Genomic DNA, 19,041 nt, shown 5'->3' on the forward strand with positions numbered 1-19,041 from the left:
GCCGACACCGTCGCCGCGGCGCTTGCGATTGCCGACCCCGCGCTCGACCTCGCCAACCCGCTGAAAGGCCCCTTCCGCACTATTGCGACCGGCGGCGAGGCGGCGGCGGCCGCCGCCATGACAATGGCGCGCCACGCAGGATTGCTGCCCGCCTTCTTCGTCCGCGAAGCGACAGGCGAAGCTGAAACACAGTGCAGCGTCGACGATGTCGCGGCTCTGCTCGACCCCACGCGGCTGGAAGTCGCGGCGCGCGCCAGGCTGCCTGTCGAGGCGAGCGAAAGCGCCGAGATCGTCGCCTTCCGCTCGCCCGAGGAAGCGTCGGACCATGTCGCGCTCGTCATCGGCAAACGCGACGGCAATCCGCCGGTCGTGCGCCTGCACAGCGAATGCCTGACCGGCGACGTACTCGGCAGCCTCAAATGCGATTGCGGGCCGCAGCTCCACGCTGCGCTCCATGCGATGGCCGACGCGCCGTGGGGCGTTTTGCTCTATCTTCGTCAGGAAGGACGCGGCATCGGCCTCGTCAACAAACTGCGCGCCTATGCATTGCAGGATCAGGGCTACGACACGGTCGATGCCAATCTGCGGCTCGGCTTCCCGGTCGAGGCGCGCGATTTCGCGATCGCCGGGCGGATGCTCGATTTGCTCAATATCCCGCGTATCCGGCTGATGACGAACAATCCTGAAAAGGTCGCACGGCTGGAAAAGGAAGGCGTCGAGGTTGTCGAGCGTATTCCGCTCGCACTGCCAACGAACAAATATAACGAGCGATATCTCGCGACCAAACGCGATCGCACGGGACACCAGCTCTGATAAACACGTCGCCCCCGCGAGGGCGGGGGGCCGCCGGCAACGTTGCTTGAGGCCGATGCGGCCCCGCCTTCGCGGGAGCGACAGTCTGTTTAATGCACGAAGCGCGCGACCACGTCGCGATAGCTTCGGCTCACTTTCACCTGCGCGCCTGAACCCAGCACGAGGAAGCATTCGCCGTTGGTGTGCGGCTTGACCTGCTTGACCTGCGACAGGTTCACGATCGTCGAGCGGTGCACGCGCTGGAAATTGCGCGGGTCGAGCCGCTTTTCCAGATCCTTCATCGTCTCGCGCAGGATCAGGCTGTTGTCGGCAGTATAGATGCACATATAGTCGCCCGCGGCGTCGATGCGCTCGATGCTATCGACATCGACGCGGAAAATCTGTCCGCGATCCTTGATGTTGATCATCTTTTCGTAGCGATCAGCTGCATGTGCGTCGGGCGCGACCTCGGCGTCATAGTCGCCTGCCGCCTCGGGCGCGACTTCGGCGAGAACGGTTTTGAGCCGTTCAACCTCGGCCGCACCGCGCTTTTCGGCGAGCCGCTGGCGGACACGGTCAAGCGCGTCGGCAAGGCGTTCGGGCTCGACAGGCTTTACCAGATAATCGACCGCCTGCGCCTCGAACGCGCGAATGGCATGATCCGAATAGGCGGTGACAAACACGACCAGCGGCGGTTCGACCTCCATCAGCCCCTGGATTACCGAAAAGCCGTCGAATCCCGGCATCTGGATGTCGAGGAACACAAGGTCGGGCTTATGCGTCTTGATCTTGCGGATGGCCTCGCGGCCGTTCTGCGCCGTGTCGACGATTTCGACATCCGTGTGCGGTTCGAGCCGCAGTTGCAGGCCTTGGGTGGCCAGTTTTTCATCATCCACCAGGATGGTTCTGATCGTCATGTTCTTTCGGTTCCAATCGTCATTTGCCCATCGGGCTGGAACGGAAACTCGATTACCACCGTGAAGCCGCCCTCATTGCCCATATGGACATCGAACCGGTGCTGGTCGCCAAAAGCCTGCGCCAGCCGGTCCCTGATATTGGCTAAACCCACACCGGTCGATTCCGTTGCAAAGCCAGTGGTGGGGTTCGTACCGTCGGCTGACAATCCCGCGCCGGTGTCGGACACGGTGATCCGGACATTTTGACCGGCCAACTGTGCAGAAATCGTGATATCGGCGCCTTCTTCCTGCGGCGTGACGGCGTATTTGATCGCGTTTTCGATCAGGGGCTGGAGCAAAAGCGACGGCAATCGCGCCCGCGATACGGCCGGATCGATCGCGAAATGGGGGCGCAACCGCTCCTCGAAACGCATTTTCTCGATATCGAGATACAGCTTCAGCGTCTCGATTTCCTGCGCCAGCGTCACCTGTGCGGTCGGCTCATTGGCAAGCGTGTAACGAAGGAAAGCCGACAGCCGCGACAGCATCGCGTTCGCGGGCTCGCCCTGCTTCAGCAGCACCAGTGTCGAAATGCTGTTCAGCGTGTTGAACAGGAAATGCGGATTAAGCTGGTACCGCAGCATCGCGAGCTGCGCCGACGCCGCCTGCGCCTCGAGCCGGATGACGCGGTCGTTCTGCTCTTCGAGCTGGAGGAAATAATTGATCGCGAAATACAGCGCCGACCAGGCGCCGAGCGAGGTGGCATCGATATAGAAGCTGCCGAGCAGCAGCCCTGTGAAGCCCAGCTCGCTCGACGGATTCTGGATTTGCGCGACCCATGCGTCGATGAAGGCCCACAGGGCGGTCGCAAGCCCCGCCAATCCGAAACTGACCCCCCACATCAGTATGGGCCGGCGATTGATCAGCGTGCGATAACAGACCGACAGGATCAGGGTCAGCGAAAAGCCGGTGATCGCCGAAATCAACATGGGGATCAGGAAGGTCAGGGCCTGGCCATTGGCAAGCCCGGACACGCCGCGCAAACCGAGCCACGCCGCCCAGCCCAATATCTGCAGATTCCAGAAGGCCCGCACCTTGTTGTCGAAAAAGGGGCCCGGCGAAGTCAGTCGGAACAGCGGCATGACGGTCTGCAGGATCGAGGTCAGCGGCCGCACGCGCGGTATCGCAAGCGGATGCGGCGGGTCATTCCGCCGCGACCGGCGCCGCCGAAATATCGGCGCGCACGCGCGCCTGCCCCAATGGCTGCAGCTCCGAACGATGCTTCCACAGCAATTCCTTGTAGCCGATCACGCGGCCGTCGTGCGCGGTCAGCGTGACCGGCCCGATCGGCTGTTCGTCGCGCGCGTCGACCAGCACCGGGGTCGAGGGCACGCCCGCGCCCCATTTCTCGCCCCACTGGCGCAGCGCGATCATCGCGGGAAGCAGTTCGATGCCCTTTTCGGTAAGCTGGTAGCGGACCTTGCGTCGGTCCTCGGCCATCACCTCGCGCGCCATGATGCCATGATCGACCAGTCGCGACAGCCGGTTCGACAGGATGTTTCGCGCGATATTCAGTTCCTGCTGGAACTCTTCGAAATGATGAACGCCGTTAAAGGCCGCGCGAAGGATCATGAACGACCATCGCTCGCCCATCGCTTCGAGTGCCAGCGGCAGGGCGCAATTGTCCCCATGCAGGTCGTTCAACACTTCGCGTAATTTTCCCATACCAATGCCCTAACGTAAAATCCGCCCGCGCGCCAAAAAAATATAGGGTCTTCGTTGCATTTCGCAACTCAAGCGCTAGTTGCAATTCGCAACCCTTCACGTTGCCCAAAAAACAGGAGGTCCAGATGACTGAATTCAAGCTTTCTCCCCGTTTTCGCTCCCTGTCGCTGGTGGGCGTTGCTCTCGTCGGCAGCCTCGCTTTCGGCTCGGCCGGGGCGAGCGCGGCGGGCGGCGGAGCCTATTATCGCGCCGAACTCGCCGGTCCGGCGTCCGCCGCGCGTTTCGTGGCGCGCGACGTCGTCTGGGCGTGCAAGGGCACCAGCTGTGTCGCCGGGCAGGGGAACAGCCGCCCGCTCATCATGTGTTCGTCGCTCGTCAAGGCGGCGGGCCCTGTCGCGAGCTTCGTCGCCAACGAAAAGGCGCTCGACGCCGACGAACTGGCGCGCTGCAACGCTGCGAAGTAACCGGAAGGCGGGGACGGGGGCGGCGTCTCTCGCTCCGCCGTTTCCGGCCTTTTCCAACCCGAATCTGTTTCAGCCGGCGATGCGATTGCGCGCGACAACGAGCAGCCAGCGCGTCAGCGCCGGCAATTGCGCTATCACATGCCCAGGGTCGGCCTGAAAAGCGCGGCGTACGAGGTCGAGGCGCCACTGCAGCTGGCTGCGGAGCGCCAGACCCAGCAGGATTTCGCTGCGGCTGCGCGCGGGCAGCGTTTCGGGCAGGGCGCGTTCGACGATCTCGGCGGTCAGGGCGTGGATGCGTTCGGCGCGCCGGCTCGTCAGGCTGCCGCCATGCTTGCGATAAAGATACAGATCCTCGTGCAGCGCGACGAAGGTGAAACGCCGCGCCGCACGCAGCCAGAAGTCATAGTCCTCGACCCCGAACAGGTCGGTGTCGTAACCGCCCAGCGCCTCGGTCACGCGGGCGCGATACAGAAAACAGGCGCCGACATTGTTGCCGTAGAGCAGGCGTTCGATCGGCCCGATGCGCGAGCGGCCAAGCTCCACGCCCGCGTCGTCGATCAGGGTGAAATCGGCGTGGGCGATATCGGCCCCCGTATGCGCGTCGAGCGTCGCGACGAGGCGGGTCAGCATCTGCGGCCGGAGCAGATTGTCGTCGGAGGTCCAGCTGTGCAGTTCGCCGCGCGCCGCGGCAAAGCCGTGATTGAGCGCTGCGGGCAGGCCGGCATTGGTATCGAGGCGCAGCAACCGCACGCGCGGGTCGCGCTGCACGGCATCGGCCATGATCAGGGGCGACGCGTCGGACGACGCGTCATCGACCAGAATCAGCTCGAAATCGGTAAAATCCTGGACGAGAACCGACTCGATCGCGTCGGCTAGCCAGCGCGCACCATTGTGCACGGGCATCACCATCGACACCCGCGGCCGCGCTGTCGAATCAAGAGCTTTGGTCCCCATCGGTCTATCGTCCTACCTGCGACGAACGATGCTTCCAACGGACTTTACCAAAGTTGCTAACGACTTCGGCAGCGCGCACACAAATTTCGCATTGCAATATAGGCAACATGAACGACATTGAGAGCGATGCTGAGGCAATATGAACTTGTCGAGCGCGTGCGCGCTTATGATCCCGACGTCGACGAGGCGCTGCTCAACCGCGCCTATGTGTTTACCGTGCAGAAACATGGCAGCCAGAAGCGCGCGTCGGGGGACCCCTATTTCAGCCACCCGGTCGAGGTTGCGGGCATTTTGACCGACCTTCATCTCGACAGCGAGACGATCGTGACCGCGCTACTCCACGACACGCTCGAGGATACGCTGACCACGCCCGAGGAGATCGAGCGGCTGTTCGGCAGCGACGTCGGCCGCCTCGTCGATGGCGTGACCAAGCTTTCGAAGATCGAGGCGCAGACCGAGAACGAACGCGCCGCCGAGAATCTGCGCAAGTTCCTGCTCGCCATGTCCGGCGATATCCGGGTGCTGCTGGTGAAGCTCGCCGACCGGCTGCACAATATGCGGACGCTGCATTTCATCAAGAATCCCGACAAGCGTCGCCGCATCGCCAAGGAGACGATGGATATCTATGCCCCGCTCGCCGAGCGGATCGGCATGTACGAATATATGCGCGAAATGCAGCTGCTCGCCTTCAGCGAGCTCGAGCCCGAGGCTTATGCGACGATCACCGGTCGCCTCGCCAAGCTGACAGCGGGCGGCAAGGACAAGGTTGCCGCGATCAGCCGCGAGTTCAAGGAGCTGCTCGCGAAGAACGGCATCGAGGCCGAGGTGTCGGGGCGCGAGAAGCATCCCTATTCGATCTGGCGCAAGATGCAGGAACGCCACGTCAGTTTCGAACAGGTGACCGACATCATCGCATTCCGCATCGTCACTCCGACCGACGCCGATTGTTATGCTGCGCTGGGACTGCTCCACCGGAAGTGGAAGATGGTGCCGGGACGGTTCAAGGATTATATCTCGACGCCGAAACGCAACGGCTACAAGTCGCTGCACACGACGATCATGCACCAGCAGAATATGCGGATCGAAATCCAGATCCGCAGCCTTGGCATGCACCAGCAATCCGAATTCGGCCTTGCCGCGCATTGGGCGTACAAGCAGGGCGGCACTGCCCCTGACGGACAGGCCGGGTGGATCCGCGACCTCATCGAAATTCTCGAACAGACGCACGATCCCGAGGAGTTTCTCGAGAACACGCGCATCGCGATGTATCAGGACCGCATCTTCGCCTTCACCCCCAAGGGAAGTCTGCACCAGCTGCCCAAGGGCGCGACGCCGGTCGATTTTGCTTACGCCGTCCACACCGGCCTCGGTGATCGCACCGTCGGTGCCAAGGTCAATGGCCGGCTCGTGCCACTGCGCACCCAGCTCGCCAACGGCGACACGGTCGAAATCCTGTCATCGGACAAGCAGACGCCGCAGCCCGCATGGCTGGGTTTCGCCGTCACCGGCAAGGCCCGCGCAGCGATCCGCCGCCATGTCCGGTCAAAGGAAAAGGTCGAACTCGCCGCGCTTGGTCGCAAGATGTACGACGAGATTGTCGCGCGGCTGCCGAACAAGGTCGGCGACAAGGCGCGCGCCGCGGCCCGCGAACGGCTGAAGCTCGAGGATGACAGCGCGCTTTACGTCGCGATCGCCAAACAACGCCTGAGCGACGACGCGGTGCTCGAAGCGCTCGTCCCGGGCATCACCGCCGAAATGAAGTCGAAGCCCGGAAAGCTGGTACAGGGCGCCGCGGTGTCGATCGCGGGGCTGACCCCGGGGGTCGCCTATCAGCTCGCCGACTGCTGCCACCCCGTTCCGGGCGACCGCATCGTCGGTCTTTCGCGACCCGGCGAAGGGATCGAGGTGCATGTCATCGACTGCCCCAGCCTCGCCGACGGTGTCGATGCCGACTGGATTGACCTCCGCTGGCAGGAAGACAGCGAGGGCGGCAATGCGCGGCTATGCATCGTAATCCTCAACGAACCGGGAACGCTCGCGGAAATGTCGGGTATCCTCGCGGCGAATTCGGCGAACATCACCAATTTGCGCCTGTCGAACCGCGAGGGCGGCTTCCACACCTATGACGTCGTCGTCGAGGTGCGCGACGTCCAGCATGTGATGCGCATATTATCGGCGTTGCGCGCGTCCGACACCGTGGTTCAGGCCGAGCGGCAGTAGACTCTAGTTCGCGTGAAGCAGCGGCGGTCGCCACGCCGCCTGGTCAACCTCGTCGCGGACCTTGTACACCATGCCCTTGCTGTTGAGGAACAGCTTCTCCATCTCGGGCCGCGTGAACGGGCGCGATCCGACGCGGCCGAACACCGCCATTTGCCCGCCGGTCTCGTCGACCGCGCGGTCGCGATCGAGCCCCTTCGACAGCGCAAGCGCCGGCGAGGGCGTCCTCGCCCACGCGATCAGCTCGGGGGTCGGTTTGGGCGAGAAGCCATAGAGGCCCGGATTGTCAGGGCTCGTCAGCTGGAGCACCTTGATCCCGTTCCGACCGTCGGCGACGTACCCGAACAGCGAGGCGTTGGTCGACGCCACGATCACATCCTCGGCATCGTTGAGCATGCCGCCAAAGGTCAGCCCCGGCCAGACGATCGGCGCTGCGGGCCGCGTCACGTCGACGATCACGAGGCCATCCTGCTTGGCTGCGACATACATATAGGTGCGGGCGAGATAGATTTTTCGCGCGTTGGCGAGCCGTACCGTGCCTGCGGGCACCGCAACCGGCTGCGCCAGATTGGTGACATCGAACAGCTTCACGCCCACGGCATCGGTGACCCAGAGGTAACGGAACTGGACCGCCGACGCACGCGCATCGGTCAGCGGCAGCTGCGCCGTGACCCTGGGCTGAAGCGGCGTCGAGAGATCGAGCACGACCAGCCCCGTGTCGGTGGTGATATAGGCCATGCTGCCCGCCAGCGTCACATGGCGCGCGCCGGCGAGTATATTGCCCTCGTTCCACGTCAGCGCGCGCTTCAGCTTGTTGTTGCGGAATTCGCCGTCGGCCAAAGTGTCGATGTCGACGAGGATCAGCCCTTCGACGCTGTCGGTGATCACCGCGTAGCGATAGATATCGTGCATCACCTGTTCGTGGTTTTCGGGGAAATTCTTCACGATACTCTCGTTGCGCGACACGCTGACCGGCTGCGTCGTCGCGATCGCCATGCACGTCGCGTTCTTCGTCTTCACATGCGTATCCTGCCCGAGCGGCGAGAAGGGCGCGCGGACAATGCGTTCGGAAAAGCCCTTGTTGCCGATCGATGCGACGTCATAGACGCGAAACCCGCCCTTGCCCTCGGCGACAAACATATATTCGCCGCGCTGTTGCAGGCAGTTCACCCGTCCGCTTGTTCCCTGGACGATATTGGCGAATTCCTCGAGCGCACGGGTTTCGCCCGATCCCTTCTTGTCGAAGGTCTTGCCGCGCACCCAGTTCTTGAGCTCGCGCCCATTCTGCTCGACGTGGAGCTTCCAGTAATCGGGATAGGCGTATTTCTGGAGATAGCTGCCGATCACCGCCTGCGGCTCATCCCATTCGGTAACACGCGTCGCCTGGAAGCTGTTTTCCTGACCCGACCAGACGTTGAGCCCGACGAAGTTGACAAAATTGGTGCCGAGCAGATTGAGCTGCGCCATGATCGCATTGTTATCGTCGTTCGCCGACAGGTGACAGTCGCTGCACTGCTTGGTTTCGGATCGGCGCACCGTGTGCGGGAAGTGCGGCGCGAACGCCTGGCTCGAATAGCCCGCCGACGAGATCGGCGGTTGCTGCACATAGATGCGCTCGCGGTTGACGTTCGTCGACGACAGCACCAGCGCGGACGTTGAACGCACCGGGGTGATGATGCCGCGTGTCTCGCCGTTCGGGCCCGGTTCGCCGGGCTTGGTGAGCTGGTGCCGTCCGAGCTGGAACATCTCGTCGCGCGCTACCTGTGGATTGTAGGTCGCGAAGTTACGCGTCTCCTCGCCCTCGAAATGATGTGACTTGGTCTTCCAGTTCGCCTCGATCGGCAAATGGCAGCCCCCGCAGCTCGTCGTCCAGCTGAGGTGACAGGTGAAGCAGGTCATCCTGTCGTCGCCGTGCGCGCGGTCCTCGCGTCCCACGCCAGGGCCCCATTCGAACTTGCCGTCTTCGCTGCCGGATCGCGCCATCAGCTTGGCGCGTGCCGCCTTGGCGTTGAAATGCGGCCCCGGTGTCACCGCCTGCTTGACGAGGCTGACCTGCCATTCGAGCTTGGGGTCGACGATCGAACGCTGGATCAGCCCGATCACTTCGGCATCGTCATTATACTGGAATTCGAAACGCCGCCGACCGTCAGGGTTGCGCAGGAGCGCGAGATTATTGCCTTGCGGCCGCGCCGCGACGTTCGAGGTCAGGAGGTTCGGGAAGGCGTCGGCGGTGCCGTGGCAGTCCTTGCAGCTGATCTCGACCGCGTTCGCGACCTCGCCCTGGATATAACCGTTGCCGTGGCTATCCTGCGCAAAGTGGCAGTCGGCGCATTGCATGCCCTTTTCGGCGTGGATGTCCATCATGTGGACCGTCTTGCCGGGGTTTAGCCCGGGCGGCACGAACTTGCCCTCGACGCCGGGCCGGCCCGGATCGGCGCTCGTCAGGCAGAGGTCGCGCTCCTTGGGATCGGTATAATGGCTGCAGCTCTTGCGCCATTTTTCGGGATCCTTCGGGTCGATGATGTTCGCCGTGTCGGTGCCATAGGTCGCCATGTTGCCGTCGGCGGTCAGCAGATTGCCGTTCCGGTCGCGCTTGAAGATGCCGCGGAAGTTCCAGCCGTGACCGTGATAGTCGGCGAACTGCGTATCCTTGTTGCTGTCGTTGACGTCATAGACATCGCGCAGGAACTCGACGTCGGCCCACAGCCCGCGTGCCGATGCGCCTTCGGGATTGCGTTCGAGCACCTTGTGGACCTCGGCCGCTGTCGGATAGCGCTGCTCCTTGTATTTCTTCCGATATTCCTCGTCGCTCATCCCCGGTGGGCGCGGCGCCGTGTTGTCGGGACCCGGCCACATCTGCGGTGCGTCCGATTCATAATCCCACATCGTGTAGCCGAGGTAGGAATTCAGGAAGATGTTCGGCTGGTGCATGTGGCACGACATGCACTGCGAGGTCGGGATCGCGCGGGTGAACGCGTGGCTGATCGGATGGCCCGATTCGCGGCGCTGCGGCGTGCCGGGGCGCGCCGGGACGTCCGGGTCGGCGGGATCGATCAACGATCCATGACCACCGCCGGCGTGGTGGCCGTCTTCGGCACCGTGCGCGTCGCCGCCATGCCCGTCGCCATAGCCCCCCGGCTTCCGTTTCTTTTCGGCGATCGTCGGATCGACCGTCGCCGTCTCGCCGTCGCGCCCGAACCGGGCATAGGTCAGGCTGTGCCGCGGCTCGCGGTCGTTCGCATAAATGACGTGACAGCCCGAACAGCCCGAATGGCGATAGTCGCCGGGCTGGTCGTTCGTCCCCATGAACCACATCAGCGGATCGTTGAGCCGGGTCTTGTGGATATTGAGCACGGGGATCGAGACGCGCAGCCCCGTGCCGGGGCCGCGATTCGACTGTTTGAGGTCAGGGCGTCCGGGCTCCTCGAGCCGCTGGATGCTGCCGGTCGGGTTCGGCAGGCCGACCTCGGCGAATTGCGAATTGATGTTGCGCCCGCCGCGTTCGAACACCCGGAAGACGTCGCCCGGCGGAATCACGTTCCAGCGCGGCAGCGGGTACATTTTCGCGAGCGCCCCGCGCTTCCGCTCGGCGTCGGTCAGGATCTTGTCAAAACCGAAGCCCGGCTTGCACGCTTCCTTGTATTCCTCGGCGGTCAGGCGCGACGAGGGCGAAAGGATGCAGGCGGCCTCGCCGGTGCGCGTATAGGCCTCGCCAAAGACATAATTCTTATAGGGGACGATGCCGTTGTTGTACGCCGCACCGCCCCACAGCATTGCGCCGGTCGACATCAGCGATCGCTCGGACGCCTCGATCACTTCAAGGTGACACGCGCCGCACGCCTCGCGCGCGACGCGGTAATCGCTGGGATTGACGAAGCGGATGAATTCGGGCGCCTCGCGGTTGAGCAATGTGTAGCTGCGAACGGGGTTGGCCGAAGTATCGCCCCAGCTCGCCGGATAGGTCGGCTGCGGGTGCGCGACCTTCATCGCGGCGATATTGTCGGGGTGCCTGTAGCCTAGCTCGGGCTTGCCGAAGGCGGCGGGCGAGGCGGAATCGCCGCCGTGGCAGTCGGTGCAGCCAAGCTTTACCGCGGGCGTCGCGTGCATCGACGGCTGGTCGGTGCGCGTGTGGCAAGAGTAACAGCCGTTCGATTTCGCCGCGACCTCGGCATCGCCCTGCTCGCGCGGCGCTGGCGGCGTGAAGCGATATTCGACCTTGACCGGCTTTTCCTTATCGGCCGCCCGCAGGTCCGCCGCGCCCGCGAACAGCGTCGTCGCCACAAGGATAAACAGGATGAGGAGCTTGCGCATCATGGACTAGAAACTCAGAATCATATTGGCGAGGATCGACACATAGGCGCTGTCGCGTCGCTGGTTCTCGAACAGATCCTTGAACCCGGCGCCGGGCAGCAGCACCGCGCCGCTGAGGCGCCCGACGATGTTCTGCGTCGCCTTGGGCCGCCAGATTGCCGCCATCGACAGGTCCCAGCCAATCGCCTTGGGGATCGATCCTTCGCTGCGCAGCGTCTGCAGCACCTGGGTGTTGTCGAACCAGAGATGGTTGGCGTTGGTCGAAAGGCGGAATTGCGGCGTCAGGTCGAAATCGGCGCCGGCGCCGAGCAGCACTGTCCCGGGATTGACGAAGTTCGACTGCCCTTCTTCTTTCGACGAGCGCAGCGAATTGAGCACCCCGTTGCGCCCGGTCAGCCCGATCGCGCGGCCGCCGCCGATAAAGGGCACCGCCTGGCGAATCCAGTAGCTGGTATCGGCCCCCGCGAAGATCGGATTTTCGAAGATCGCGTCGAAGCCGGTCTGCTTGTCGTCGAAGGGATCCTTGTCGCCCGTCGCATAGAGGCCCGACAAGCGGAAACGCATCCAGTCATGGTCATAGCTAAGCTCGGCCGCCCCGAACCAGGAGCGGATGTCCGCCTTGCGGCCCGTGAACACATTGTCGCGGTCGCTGCCGAGCGCGGCATATCCCATGGCGGTGACGTTGATCCGGCCGATCCGCCCGTCGACGCCATAACCGAGATAGATCGCATCATAGTCGCGGCCCTGCAAATTGCCGATCAGCGCGGGGCGGACAGGGAAACCATTGTCGTCGATCTGGACGCGGTTCGCTTCGCGATTGATGTTCCATGTCGCCGAAATTTCGCTGGTCAGCCCGACGAAAGGGAAATCCTGGCGATAAAGATTGGCGTGGAGAATCCAGTCCCGGCGTGGCGACTGGGTGATGTCGTTGAGCCCGCTGTTCGTGTCCTTTTCCAGACGCCAGATAACCGCCAGATTATACTGGATCCGGTTGTTGTCGCGGTTGCCGAACAGGCGATAGCTGAGCTGGCTGTCCTGAAACAGAAAACCGCGGAAATCGGCCTGGAACGGCTGAATTCCTACGCGCACCGAATCGAAGTCGTAGCGATCCGACGTGTTTTGCAAATGATAGTCGATGAAAGCTTCCTGGACCCCCAGGAAGCTGTCGAAGCGCGTCTTCCCCTTCGACGGCTCGACGAAAAGAATCCGCCGTTCGGGGACCTCGACATAATTCATGTTGTACGCCAGCGTCAGGCGATATTCGACATCGGGCGGCTTGTAGGTCGTATTGCCCTTGATCAGCGCCGCGCCGACGATGAACGTTTGCGACGCGACGAGGCTTTCGGGGCGACCGAAGACGTCGTTGCTCCCCGGCCGGTCGGGATATTGGATGCCGACGGGAATCGGAAAGGTGCGGGGTTCGAGCACGCTGTCCGACACCGCGTTCACCGCGAAGAACCAGTCGTCGCTCTTGATCGGCAGCCACCGCACCTTCGCGCGGTTGATCGGCCGGTCGCCCTTCAGCGTGTTCTGGTGATAGGGATCGAACCAGCGTTCCTTGACGACGCCCAGTGTCTCGATGAGGCGCCAGCGGTCGGGAACGGGGAGCTGGTCTTCCATGCCCGGGAAAGCCTGCGGCGGCGGGGGGCGCAGCGCGCCTTCATTGTCCTGCGACAATAGTTCGGGAAGATCGGGCCGATAGCCCGGACGGCGGCGCCCTTCGATGATCCGGGTGACCAGATCGTCCCCGACCCTCTCTTGCCATTCGACGGGCGGCGGCGGCGGGGTCATTTCGTCGCCGGGTTGTTCCCTCGTGGTAGTATCAGCAGCAGCGGCATCGGCCGCCGCGGCCGGGCCGGCTTCGGGCGGCTGCGCAGGCGCATCGGTGCCGGGAGCGCCCTGTGCCGCGAGCGTCGCGATGATCGGCCAAAGGCTAGCCCCCTCCATCATCGCCTATAGCCCGCGGCAGACATTTTGCTGGTCCGTGCCGACGAAGGGCGCGAACGGACAGGCGATGAAGGTCAGCCGCTGGCTGCCGCCGGGAAGCGGGACGACAATCTGGTCCGACCGGATCGTCGGGCTTGGCGGCCCCAGCGTGCCGAGCTTTTGCCCGGCATTATAAAGGCCGAGAAAGGCAATCATATCGCTCTGGTCGTCGCCGTCGCCGGAGGCGGCAATCGCCCCGATCAGCTGGCTCCCGCGATAGATGGGAACCCCGCCCGCGAACAGGGTCAGGCCGTTGTTGATGCGGTTGCGGCCGGTCGCCGGGACCAACGGGCTTCGCGAACAGCTTTGCGGAACGTCGGCTGGCCGCGCGCCCAGAATATACTCGACATGCGCGATGATGTCCGGGGTCACCAGCCGCGACTGCAGTCCGGTCGAAAAGATGCTGAAGCTCGCCTCGGGCACCGAAAGCGGTCCGGGGGGTCGCCCGACCTCGCCGTCGGGGAAGTTGGGGCGCGACAGATTACCGACCGCGCGGCCCGAAAAGGCGGTCGCGCCTGTCAGCGCGCCGGGATCGTACAGGAAGCCGCGGAATGCGGTCACGAACGGCGGGATCGCGGCATCGCCATTGGCTGCCAGATCGGCGGCGGCCAGCGCGTTAGAGAAAAAGACCGTCGTGCGCGCCTTTTGCGGCACGGCGTCGATGGCGTCGACCAGCGCATCGGGACCGCGGACGAGCCCCAATATCTCACCGTTCGTATCGACGACCGCGATCGTGTTCTGCGCCCGATTGTCGACCGGGCGCCGCACCTGCGCGCGCGCGCGGCGCTGGACGTCGAACGCTTCGACGAGCATCGTGCGGACTTCGGCGGCGGTCAGCGGCTCTGCCACCGTCGCGGCGTCGGTCCCGGCTTTGGGCAGATAGCGCGTATTGCCTTGGCCGTCGCTGACCACCCAGATGTCGGGGTCGTTATATCCGTCGCTGGCGTTGGCGGGACGTACCCCCGATTCCTCGGCGCCGTAGACCGACCCCGCGACGATACCCGATGCCGCGTCATAATATCCGCGCACCGAGACCAGCGCGCCGACCACCCCGTTGATCGAGGCAAAGGCGGGTGCTGCTGACGATCCACTCCGGAAATCGGCCGTGGTCGCCTCCGAATAGCGCAGCAGCGTGCCGTCGATGCTGATGCGGTCGGCGCGGATGGCTTCGGCCGGCTCGAACCCGCGGGTCGCGGCAAGCGCGACGATTTCTTCGCGCAGATCCCCGTCGCGTTCGCGATATTCCTGATCGAAGCCATAGACGCCGTCGCCGACGACCGCGACCGAACCGACGACTGCGCCATTCTTGTAGAGCGGGAAAGCGCCCGCGTCGGCGCCGACGCCGAGCGGCCCGCGCTTCGTCCCCGCCAGATTGCCCGGGACGCCCGCCCCCAGAAACCGCCTGGACACATCCGAACAGGGAAGCTGGCTGAGCTGGACGCTGAACAGCGCGCCGCTCTCGAACCCGCGCGTGATGCGCGACGGCGGGAAATTTTCCTGGACGATGTCGTTCGCGGTGCGGCTGGAAAAGGCGCCGCCGACCGATGAGAAATAGGAAGAGGTCAGCGCCTTCGATATGCCGCCTGCGAGTGCGGCGGGCGCGGGCAGGTCGAGCCCCTGCAGGTCGGTGGCGCTGCCATCGGGCGCCCGCGGCGTCCGCAGGCTGAGGTCGGCGCCGTTCATCGCAAAGACCGCGAGCACATTGCCTACCCGGTCGATGACGACGAAGCCGGCGCGGAAATTCTGCGCCTGCGCCTCGGCGACGCCCTGCGCGATGACCTTTTCGATATCGCCGGTGGTGAGGTTGGTCAGCGCGGGAATCTGGAAAACGCTGCCCGTCGGCGTGGGTGTCGGGGTGGGCGTGGGCGTCGGGGTCGGCGTGCCGCCGCCACCCCCGCCACCGCCGCATGACGTCAGCAGCAGCGCGCTCATCGCGGCAAGGGCGGCCGAACGGAAAAGATGGGTCCTGCTTTTCATGATCTTACCGCAGCGCCCCGATGGCACGCACCGCGCTGCCGAACGACGCCTGGAATTCGCTGGGCTTGTAGGCATTGGGGTCCTTCACCGCCGCGTACGCCCGATCGATATCGCCGCGGATGCCCGCCGCTGCGCCAACGGTGACGCGTCCCGACGACACCATCGCGTTCAGCAGCGTGTCGACGCCCATTACCGCCTGCTGCGACCCCGAATAGTCGGTGTAACGGTCGCTGATCGCCTTTGCCGAAATGGCATCGACCATCGCGAAGGCATCGGCGCCCGAGAAGCTGCGCGAGGCGAAGGCGGATTTCAGCGCCGCCACGGTCTGCGACAGCTGCGCCGCTGCCTGCACCGCGCTCGCCCGATCGCTTGCCATCGCCTTGTGGAATGCCGCGGTGCGCGCGGCGAGCTGGTCGGCAAGCGCAGGCGATGCCATGCGCGCCGCTGCGGCGAGCATGATCAGATTCTCGTCATTATAGGCCGGCATGCCTTCGGGCAGGTTGCGTCCCGGATTGTCGAGCCCGCTCCGCACGGGCTTCGCCTGATCGAAAATGCGGCGATGACAGCTGTGGCAGTCGAGGAAGTAAAATTCGGGGAACATCCCTTCGGTCCCGCGCCGCGTCTGGAACAGCACAAGGCTGCGCTCGATCGCGGTCGCTTGCCCGACCGCCCACATCTGGACATGGTCGGTGCGCCGGTTCGCCGCGCCGAACTTGCGCCAGCCATAGTCGGCGTCTTCCTGATGATGCGCTTGCAATGACGAGAACAGGTCGAGTTCGAACGAAATGCGCGGGTGGCCGGCGGCCATGATGCGGTGGGTGACGAACTGGCCGTCCGCGGCCGAACCGAAGTGGCAGTCGACGCACACGCCCGCGCGCACGACCGGGTCCTCGAGCTTCTTCAATCCCGCCGACAGGTTCGCCAGATGCTTGTCGCGCATTTCGCGATCGGGATCGGCGTTGGTGCCTACGCCGGCATAATGGCTCGCGAGCCAGCCGCCCGCAGGGCCGTGGCATGATTCGCACCCGACGCCATCTTCCGCGGGGGCTGCGCGCGCTGTCCCTGCGGTGCTGTGACAGCCGAGGCACATCTGCGCCTTCGCGGGGTCCCCGATCCCGAGGTTGCGCGCGATGAACTGGCTGCGATTATTGTTCAGCACCGCCCACGCGCGGCTGTGCGCGCCGCCCGGGGTCGACGGCTCTTGCCACTTCATCAGCTCGTCCTGGCGCACGACGGTGCCGTCGCCTTCCATCCGGCCGTGACAGGTTGATCCGGCACACGATGCGACGCCGGTGTAGCGCGCGCCGCTTTCGCCTTGCGACCGGGCAGGGGATGCGAAGACGAATGCCGCAATGGCGAGCGCGAGCAGCATCAGCGTCAAGGCGGCAAACGTCGCGCGCACGCGAAGAAGGGCGGGAAATGCCGCCCAAGGCCGATCGCCGCGCTCCTTCCCAGCGTGCGCCGTCATCGCAGAACCCCTTTTCCCCAACCCGGCGCTTTTACGCCCTGGGCCGATTTACACCACCCCGAATGCCAACATCGCGTCGGCAACCTTCTTGAAGCCGGCGATATTGGCGCCCTTCACATAATCGATATAGCCGTTGCCGCGATCGCCGTAGGTCAGGCAGCTCCTGTGAATGCCGTCCATGATGTCTTTCAGCATCTGTTGCAACTCGCCTTCGCTCCACGCGCGGCGCCCGCTGTTCTGGCTCATCTCGAGGCCCGAGACCGCAACGCCGCCGGCGTTGGCGGCCTTGCCGGGCGCGAACATGATCTTGGCATCCTTGAAGACATGCACGCCTTCGAGGTTGGTCGGCATGTTGGCACCCTCGCTGACCGCGATGCAGCCATTGGCGACGAGCGCCTTCGCATCTTCCCCGAGCAGCTCGTTCTGCGTCGCGCACGGCAGCGCGACGTCGCACGTCACGCCCCATGGTGTCTTGCCGGCGGTGAAGGACGCGCCTTTGAATTCTTCGCAATATTCCTCGATCCGGCCACGGCGGTGCGTCTTGTGCGCCTTCACCCAGTCGATCTTTTCCTGGCTGATCCCGTCTGGATCGTGGATGAATCCCCCCGAATCGGACAGCGTCAGCACCTTGCCGCCGAGCTGGACGATCTTCTCTGCGGCGTGCGTCGCGACATTGCCCGATCCTGAAATCACCGCGCTCTTGCCGACCAGATCCTGCCCTTTGGCAGCAAGCATATTGGCGAGAAAATAGACCGCGCCATAACCCGTCGCCTCGGTGCGGATCAGCGACCCGCCCCATTCGAGCCCCTTGCCGGTGAGCACGCCGGTGAACTCGTTGGTGATCCGCTTATACTGGCCGAACATGAAGCCGATCTCGCGGCCGCCGACGCCAATGTCGCCCGCGGGAACGTCGATGTCGGCGCCGATGTGGCGATAGAGCTCGGTCATGAAGCTCTGACAGAAGCGCATGATCTCGCGCACGCTCTTGCCCTTGGGGTTGAAGTTCGACCCGCCCTTGCCGCCGCCCATCGGCAGGCCGGTCAGCGCGTTCTTGAACGTCTGTTCGAACGCAAGGAATTTGAGCACAGATTCGGTCACGCTCGGATGGAAACGGATGCCGCCCTTGTACGGCCCGATCGCGTTGTTGTTCTGGACCCGCCAGCCGCGCTGGACGCGGATATTGCCGTTGTCGTCCTCCCAGCAGACGCGGAAAGACACGACGCGGTCGGGTTCGGCGATGCGCCGCAATATCTGCTGCGCGTGATATTCTTCCTTGTCGGCGATGAAATCGAAGATGTCCTCCGACACCTCCTGCACCGCCTGGACGAACTCGGGCTGACCCGGGTTGCGCTTTTTCACGCCTTCCATGAACGTCGAAAAGTCGACGTGATCCGAAACTGCCATGCACCCCTCCCCTGTATGACTGGGAAAGCCGGTGCGACCCCTGACGATTTTATCGTTGACCGACCTTGTGTGCCAAAGGCTACACCGTCGCCAAGCAAAGGCAATATGACAGCGCGCACAGGCCGTATTTTTTCATGCAGCGCACAAGAGGGGCAAAAATGAGCGAGAGCAACAAGATGGCGCCAGACGGGACGGGGGTCACGAGGGGGGGCATGACGGGCACCAACCGGGCGATATTGATCGCCGCCTTCCTGTTGCTGGCGGCCGCGATCGGCTATGCGATCTGGCGCGATTCCGGCCCCTCGACACCCGATCCAGCGGCGCAGGGCACGGGCGCACCGTCCGATCAACTCGCCGAGCTGGAAGCGCGCACGAAACGCGAGCCGAACAGTGCCGAAGCGTGGACCGCACTCGGCGCGGCGCGATTCGACCTGAGCGATTTCGTGGGTGCGGCCGGGGCGTATGAGAAAGCGGTCGCGCTTTCACCCGATTCGGCAGGTCTTTGGTCGGCGCTGGGCGAGGCGCGAGTGATGGGAAGCGACAGCGACCCGATGCCCGCCGCCGGACTCGAAGCGTTCAACCGGGCGATCGCGCTCGACGCCAAGGATCCGCGCGCGCGCTATTTCCTCGCGGTGAAAAAGGATATTGGCGGCGACCACAAGGGCGCGATCGAAGACTGGTTCGCGCTGCTCGCCGACACGCCGCAGGGCGCGCCGTGGGAGGCGGACCTTCGCCGCACGATCGAGCAGGTCGGGCAGATCCACAAGATCGACGTCACAGCACGGCTCGCGAGCACGCAGCCCCGTCCGCTGACCGCCGACGAGATGCCGGTCGCCGCGCGCGCGAT

13 protein-coding genes are annotated in these 19,041 nt (G+C 64.2%); 4 read left to right on the top strand and 9 right to left on the bottom strand.

Annotated features, from left to right (window positions below; translation table 11 throughout):
* Positions 1–813, top strand: an 813-nt coding sequence (ribA, locus tag VN047_RS06270) for a GTP cyclohydrolase II (protein WP_325541155.1), incomplete at its 5' end; no start/stop codon positions are given.
* Between the two features lie 89 nt (positions 814–902).
* Here the strand turns inward: ribA and VN047_RS06275 are convergent.
* The 3 genes from VN047_RS06275 to VN047_RS06285 all read right to left on the bottom strand — a co-directional run bounded on the left by VN047_RS06275 (position 903) and on the right by VN047_RS06285 (position 3,413).
* Entirely contained in the window at positions 903–1,709 is an 807-nt protein-coding gene (locus VN047_RS06275) for a LytTR family DNA-binding domain-containing protein (RefSeq protein WP_325541157.1), read from the bottom strand.
* The gene (locus VN047_RS06280) at positions 1,706–2,830 is read right to left on the bottom strand and encodes a sensor histidine kinase (protein ID WP_325541176.1); all 1,125 of its coding nucleotides are present in this window, start codon (positions 2,828–2,830) and stop codon (positions 1,706–1,708) included. Before VN047_RS06280 ends, VN047_RS06275 begins: the two co-directional genes overlap by 4 nt.
* A gap of 61 nt (positions 2,831–2,891) precedes the next feature.
* The gene (locus VN047_RS06285) at positions 2,892–3,413 is read right to left on the bottom strand and encodes a helix-turn-helix domain-containing protein (RefSeq protein WP_325541159.1); all 522 of its coding nucleotides are present in this window, start codon (positions 3,411–3,413) and stop codon (positions 2,892–2,894) included.
* 125 nt (positions 3,414–3,538) lie between these two features.
* On the opposite strand from VN047_RS06285, the gene VN047_RS06290 reads away from it, so the two are divergent.
* Entirely contained in the window at positions 3,539–3,877 is a 339-nt protein-coding gene (locus tag VN047_RS06290; RefSeq protein ID WP_325541161.1) for a CC_3452 family protein, read from the top strand.
* 69 nt (positions 3,878–3,946) lie between these two features.
* Here the strand turns inward: VN047_RS06290 and VN047_RS06295 are convergent, their stop codons facing one another.
* Positions 3,947–4,831, bottom strand: a complete 885-nt coding sequence (locus tag VN047_RS06295; RefSeq protein WP_325541163.1) for a glycosyltransferase family 2 protein — start codon at positions 4,829–4,831, stop codon at positions 3,947–3,949.
* 126 nt (positions 4,832–4,957) lie between these two features.
* Between VN047_RS06295 and VN047_RS06300 the strand changes: the two genes are divergently transcribed.
* A complete protein-coding gene (locus tag VN047_RS06300) occupies positions 4,958–7,051 on the top strand; it encodes a bifunctional (p)ppGpp synthetase/guanosine-3',5'-bis(diphosphate) 3'-pyrophosphohydrolase (RefSeq protein ID WP_325541165.1) in 2,094 nt (697 codons plus the stop codon).
* A 3-nt stretch (positions 7,052–7,054) separates the two neighbouring features.
* Here VN047_RS06300 and VN047_RS06305 read toward each other — a convergent pair whose 3' ends face one another.
* Genes VN047_RS06305 through gdhA form a run of 5 tightly spaced genes read right to left on the bottom strand, consistent with a single transcriptional unit; the run spans position 7,055 to position 18,194 of the window.
* Positions 7,055–11,359, bottom strand: coding sequence for a hypothetical protein (locus VN047_RS06305; RefSeq protein ID WP_414712672.1), 4,305 nt, complete (start codon positions 11,357–11,359; stop codon positions 7,055–7,057).
* A gap of 6 nt (positions 11,360–11,365) precedes the next feature.
* Entirely contained in the window at positions 11,366–13,309 is a 1,944-nt protein-coding gene (locus VN047_RS06310; RefSeq protein WP_414712671.1) for a hypothetical protein, read from the bottom strand.
* 3 nt (positions 13,310–13,312) lie between these two features.
* The gene (locus VN047_RS06315; protein ID WP_325541169.1) at positions 13,313–15,322 is read right to left on the bottom strand and encodes a hypothetical protein; all 2,010 of its coding nucleotides are present in this window, start codon (positions 15,320–15,322) and stop codon (positions 13,313–13,315) included.
* A 4-nt stretch (positions 15,323–15,326) separates the two neighbouring features.
* Positions 15,327–16,790, bottom strand: a complete 1,464-nt coding sequence (locus VN047_RS06320; protein WP_325541171.1) for a multiheme c-type cytochrome — start codon at positions 16,788–16,790, stop codon at positions 15,327–15,329.
* 48 nt (positions 16,791–16,838) lie between these two features.
* Positions 16,839–18,194 carry an NADP-specific glutamate dehydrogenase gene (gdhA, locus tag VN047_RS06325; RefSeq protein ID WP_325541173.1) on the bottom strand — a complete coding sequence of 452 codons (1,356 nt, stop codon included), beginning with the start codon at positions 18,192–18,194 and terminating at the stop codon, positions 16,839–16,841.
* Between the two features lie 158 nt (positions 18,195–18,352).
* Here gdhA and VN047_RS06330 point away from each other — a divergent pair.
* Positions 18,353–19,041: tetratricopeptide repeat protein (locus VN047_RS06330; RefSeq protein ID WP_325541174.1), on the top strand; the 689-nt coding region annotated here is incomplete at its 3' end.

Origin of the sequence: Sphingopyxis sp., from assembly GCF_035565275.1 — a bacterium.
GTDB lineage: Bacteria > Pseudomonadota > Alphaproteobacteria > Sphingomonadales > Sphingomonadaceae > Sphingopyxis.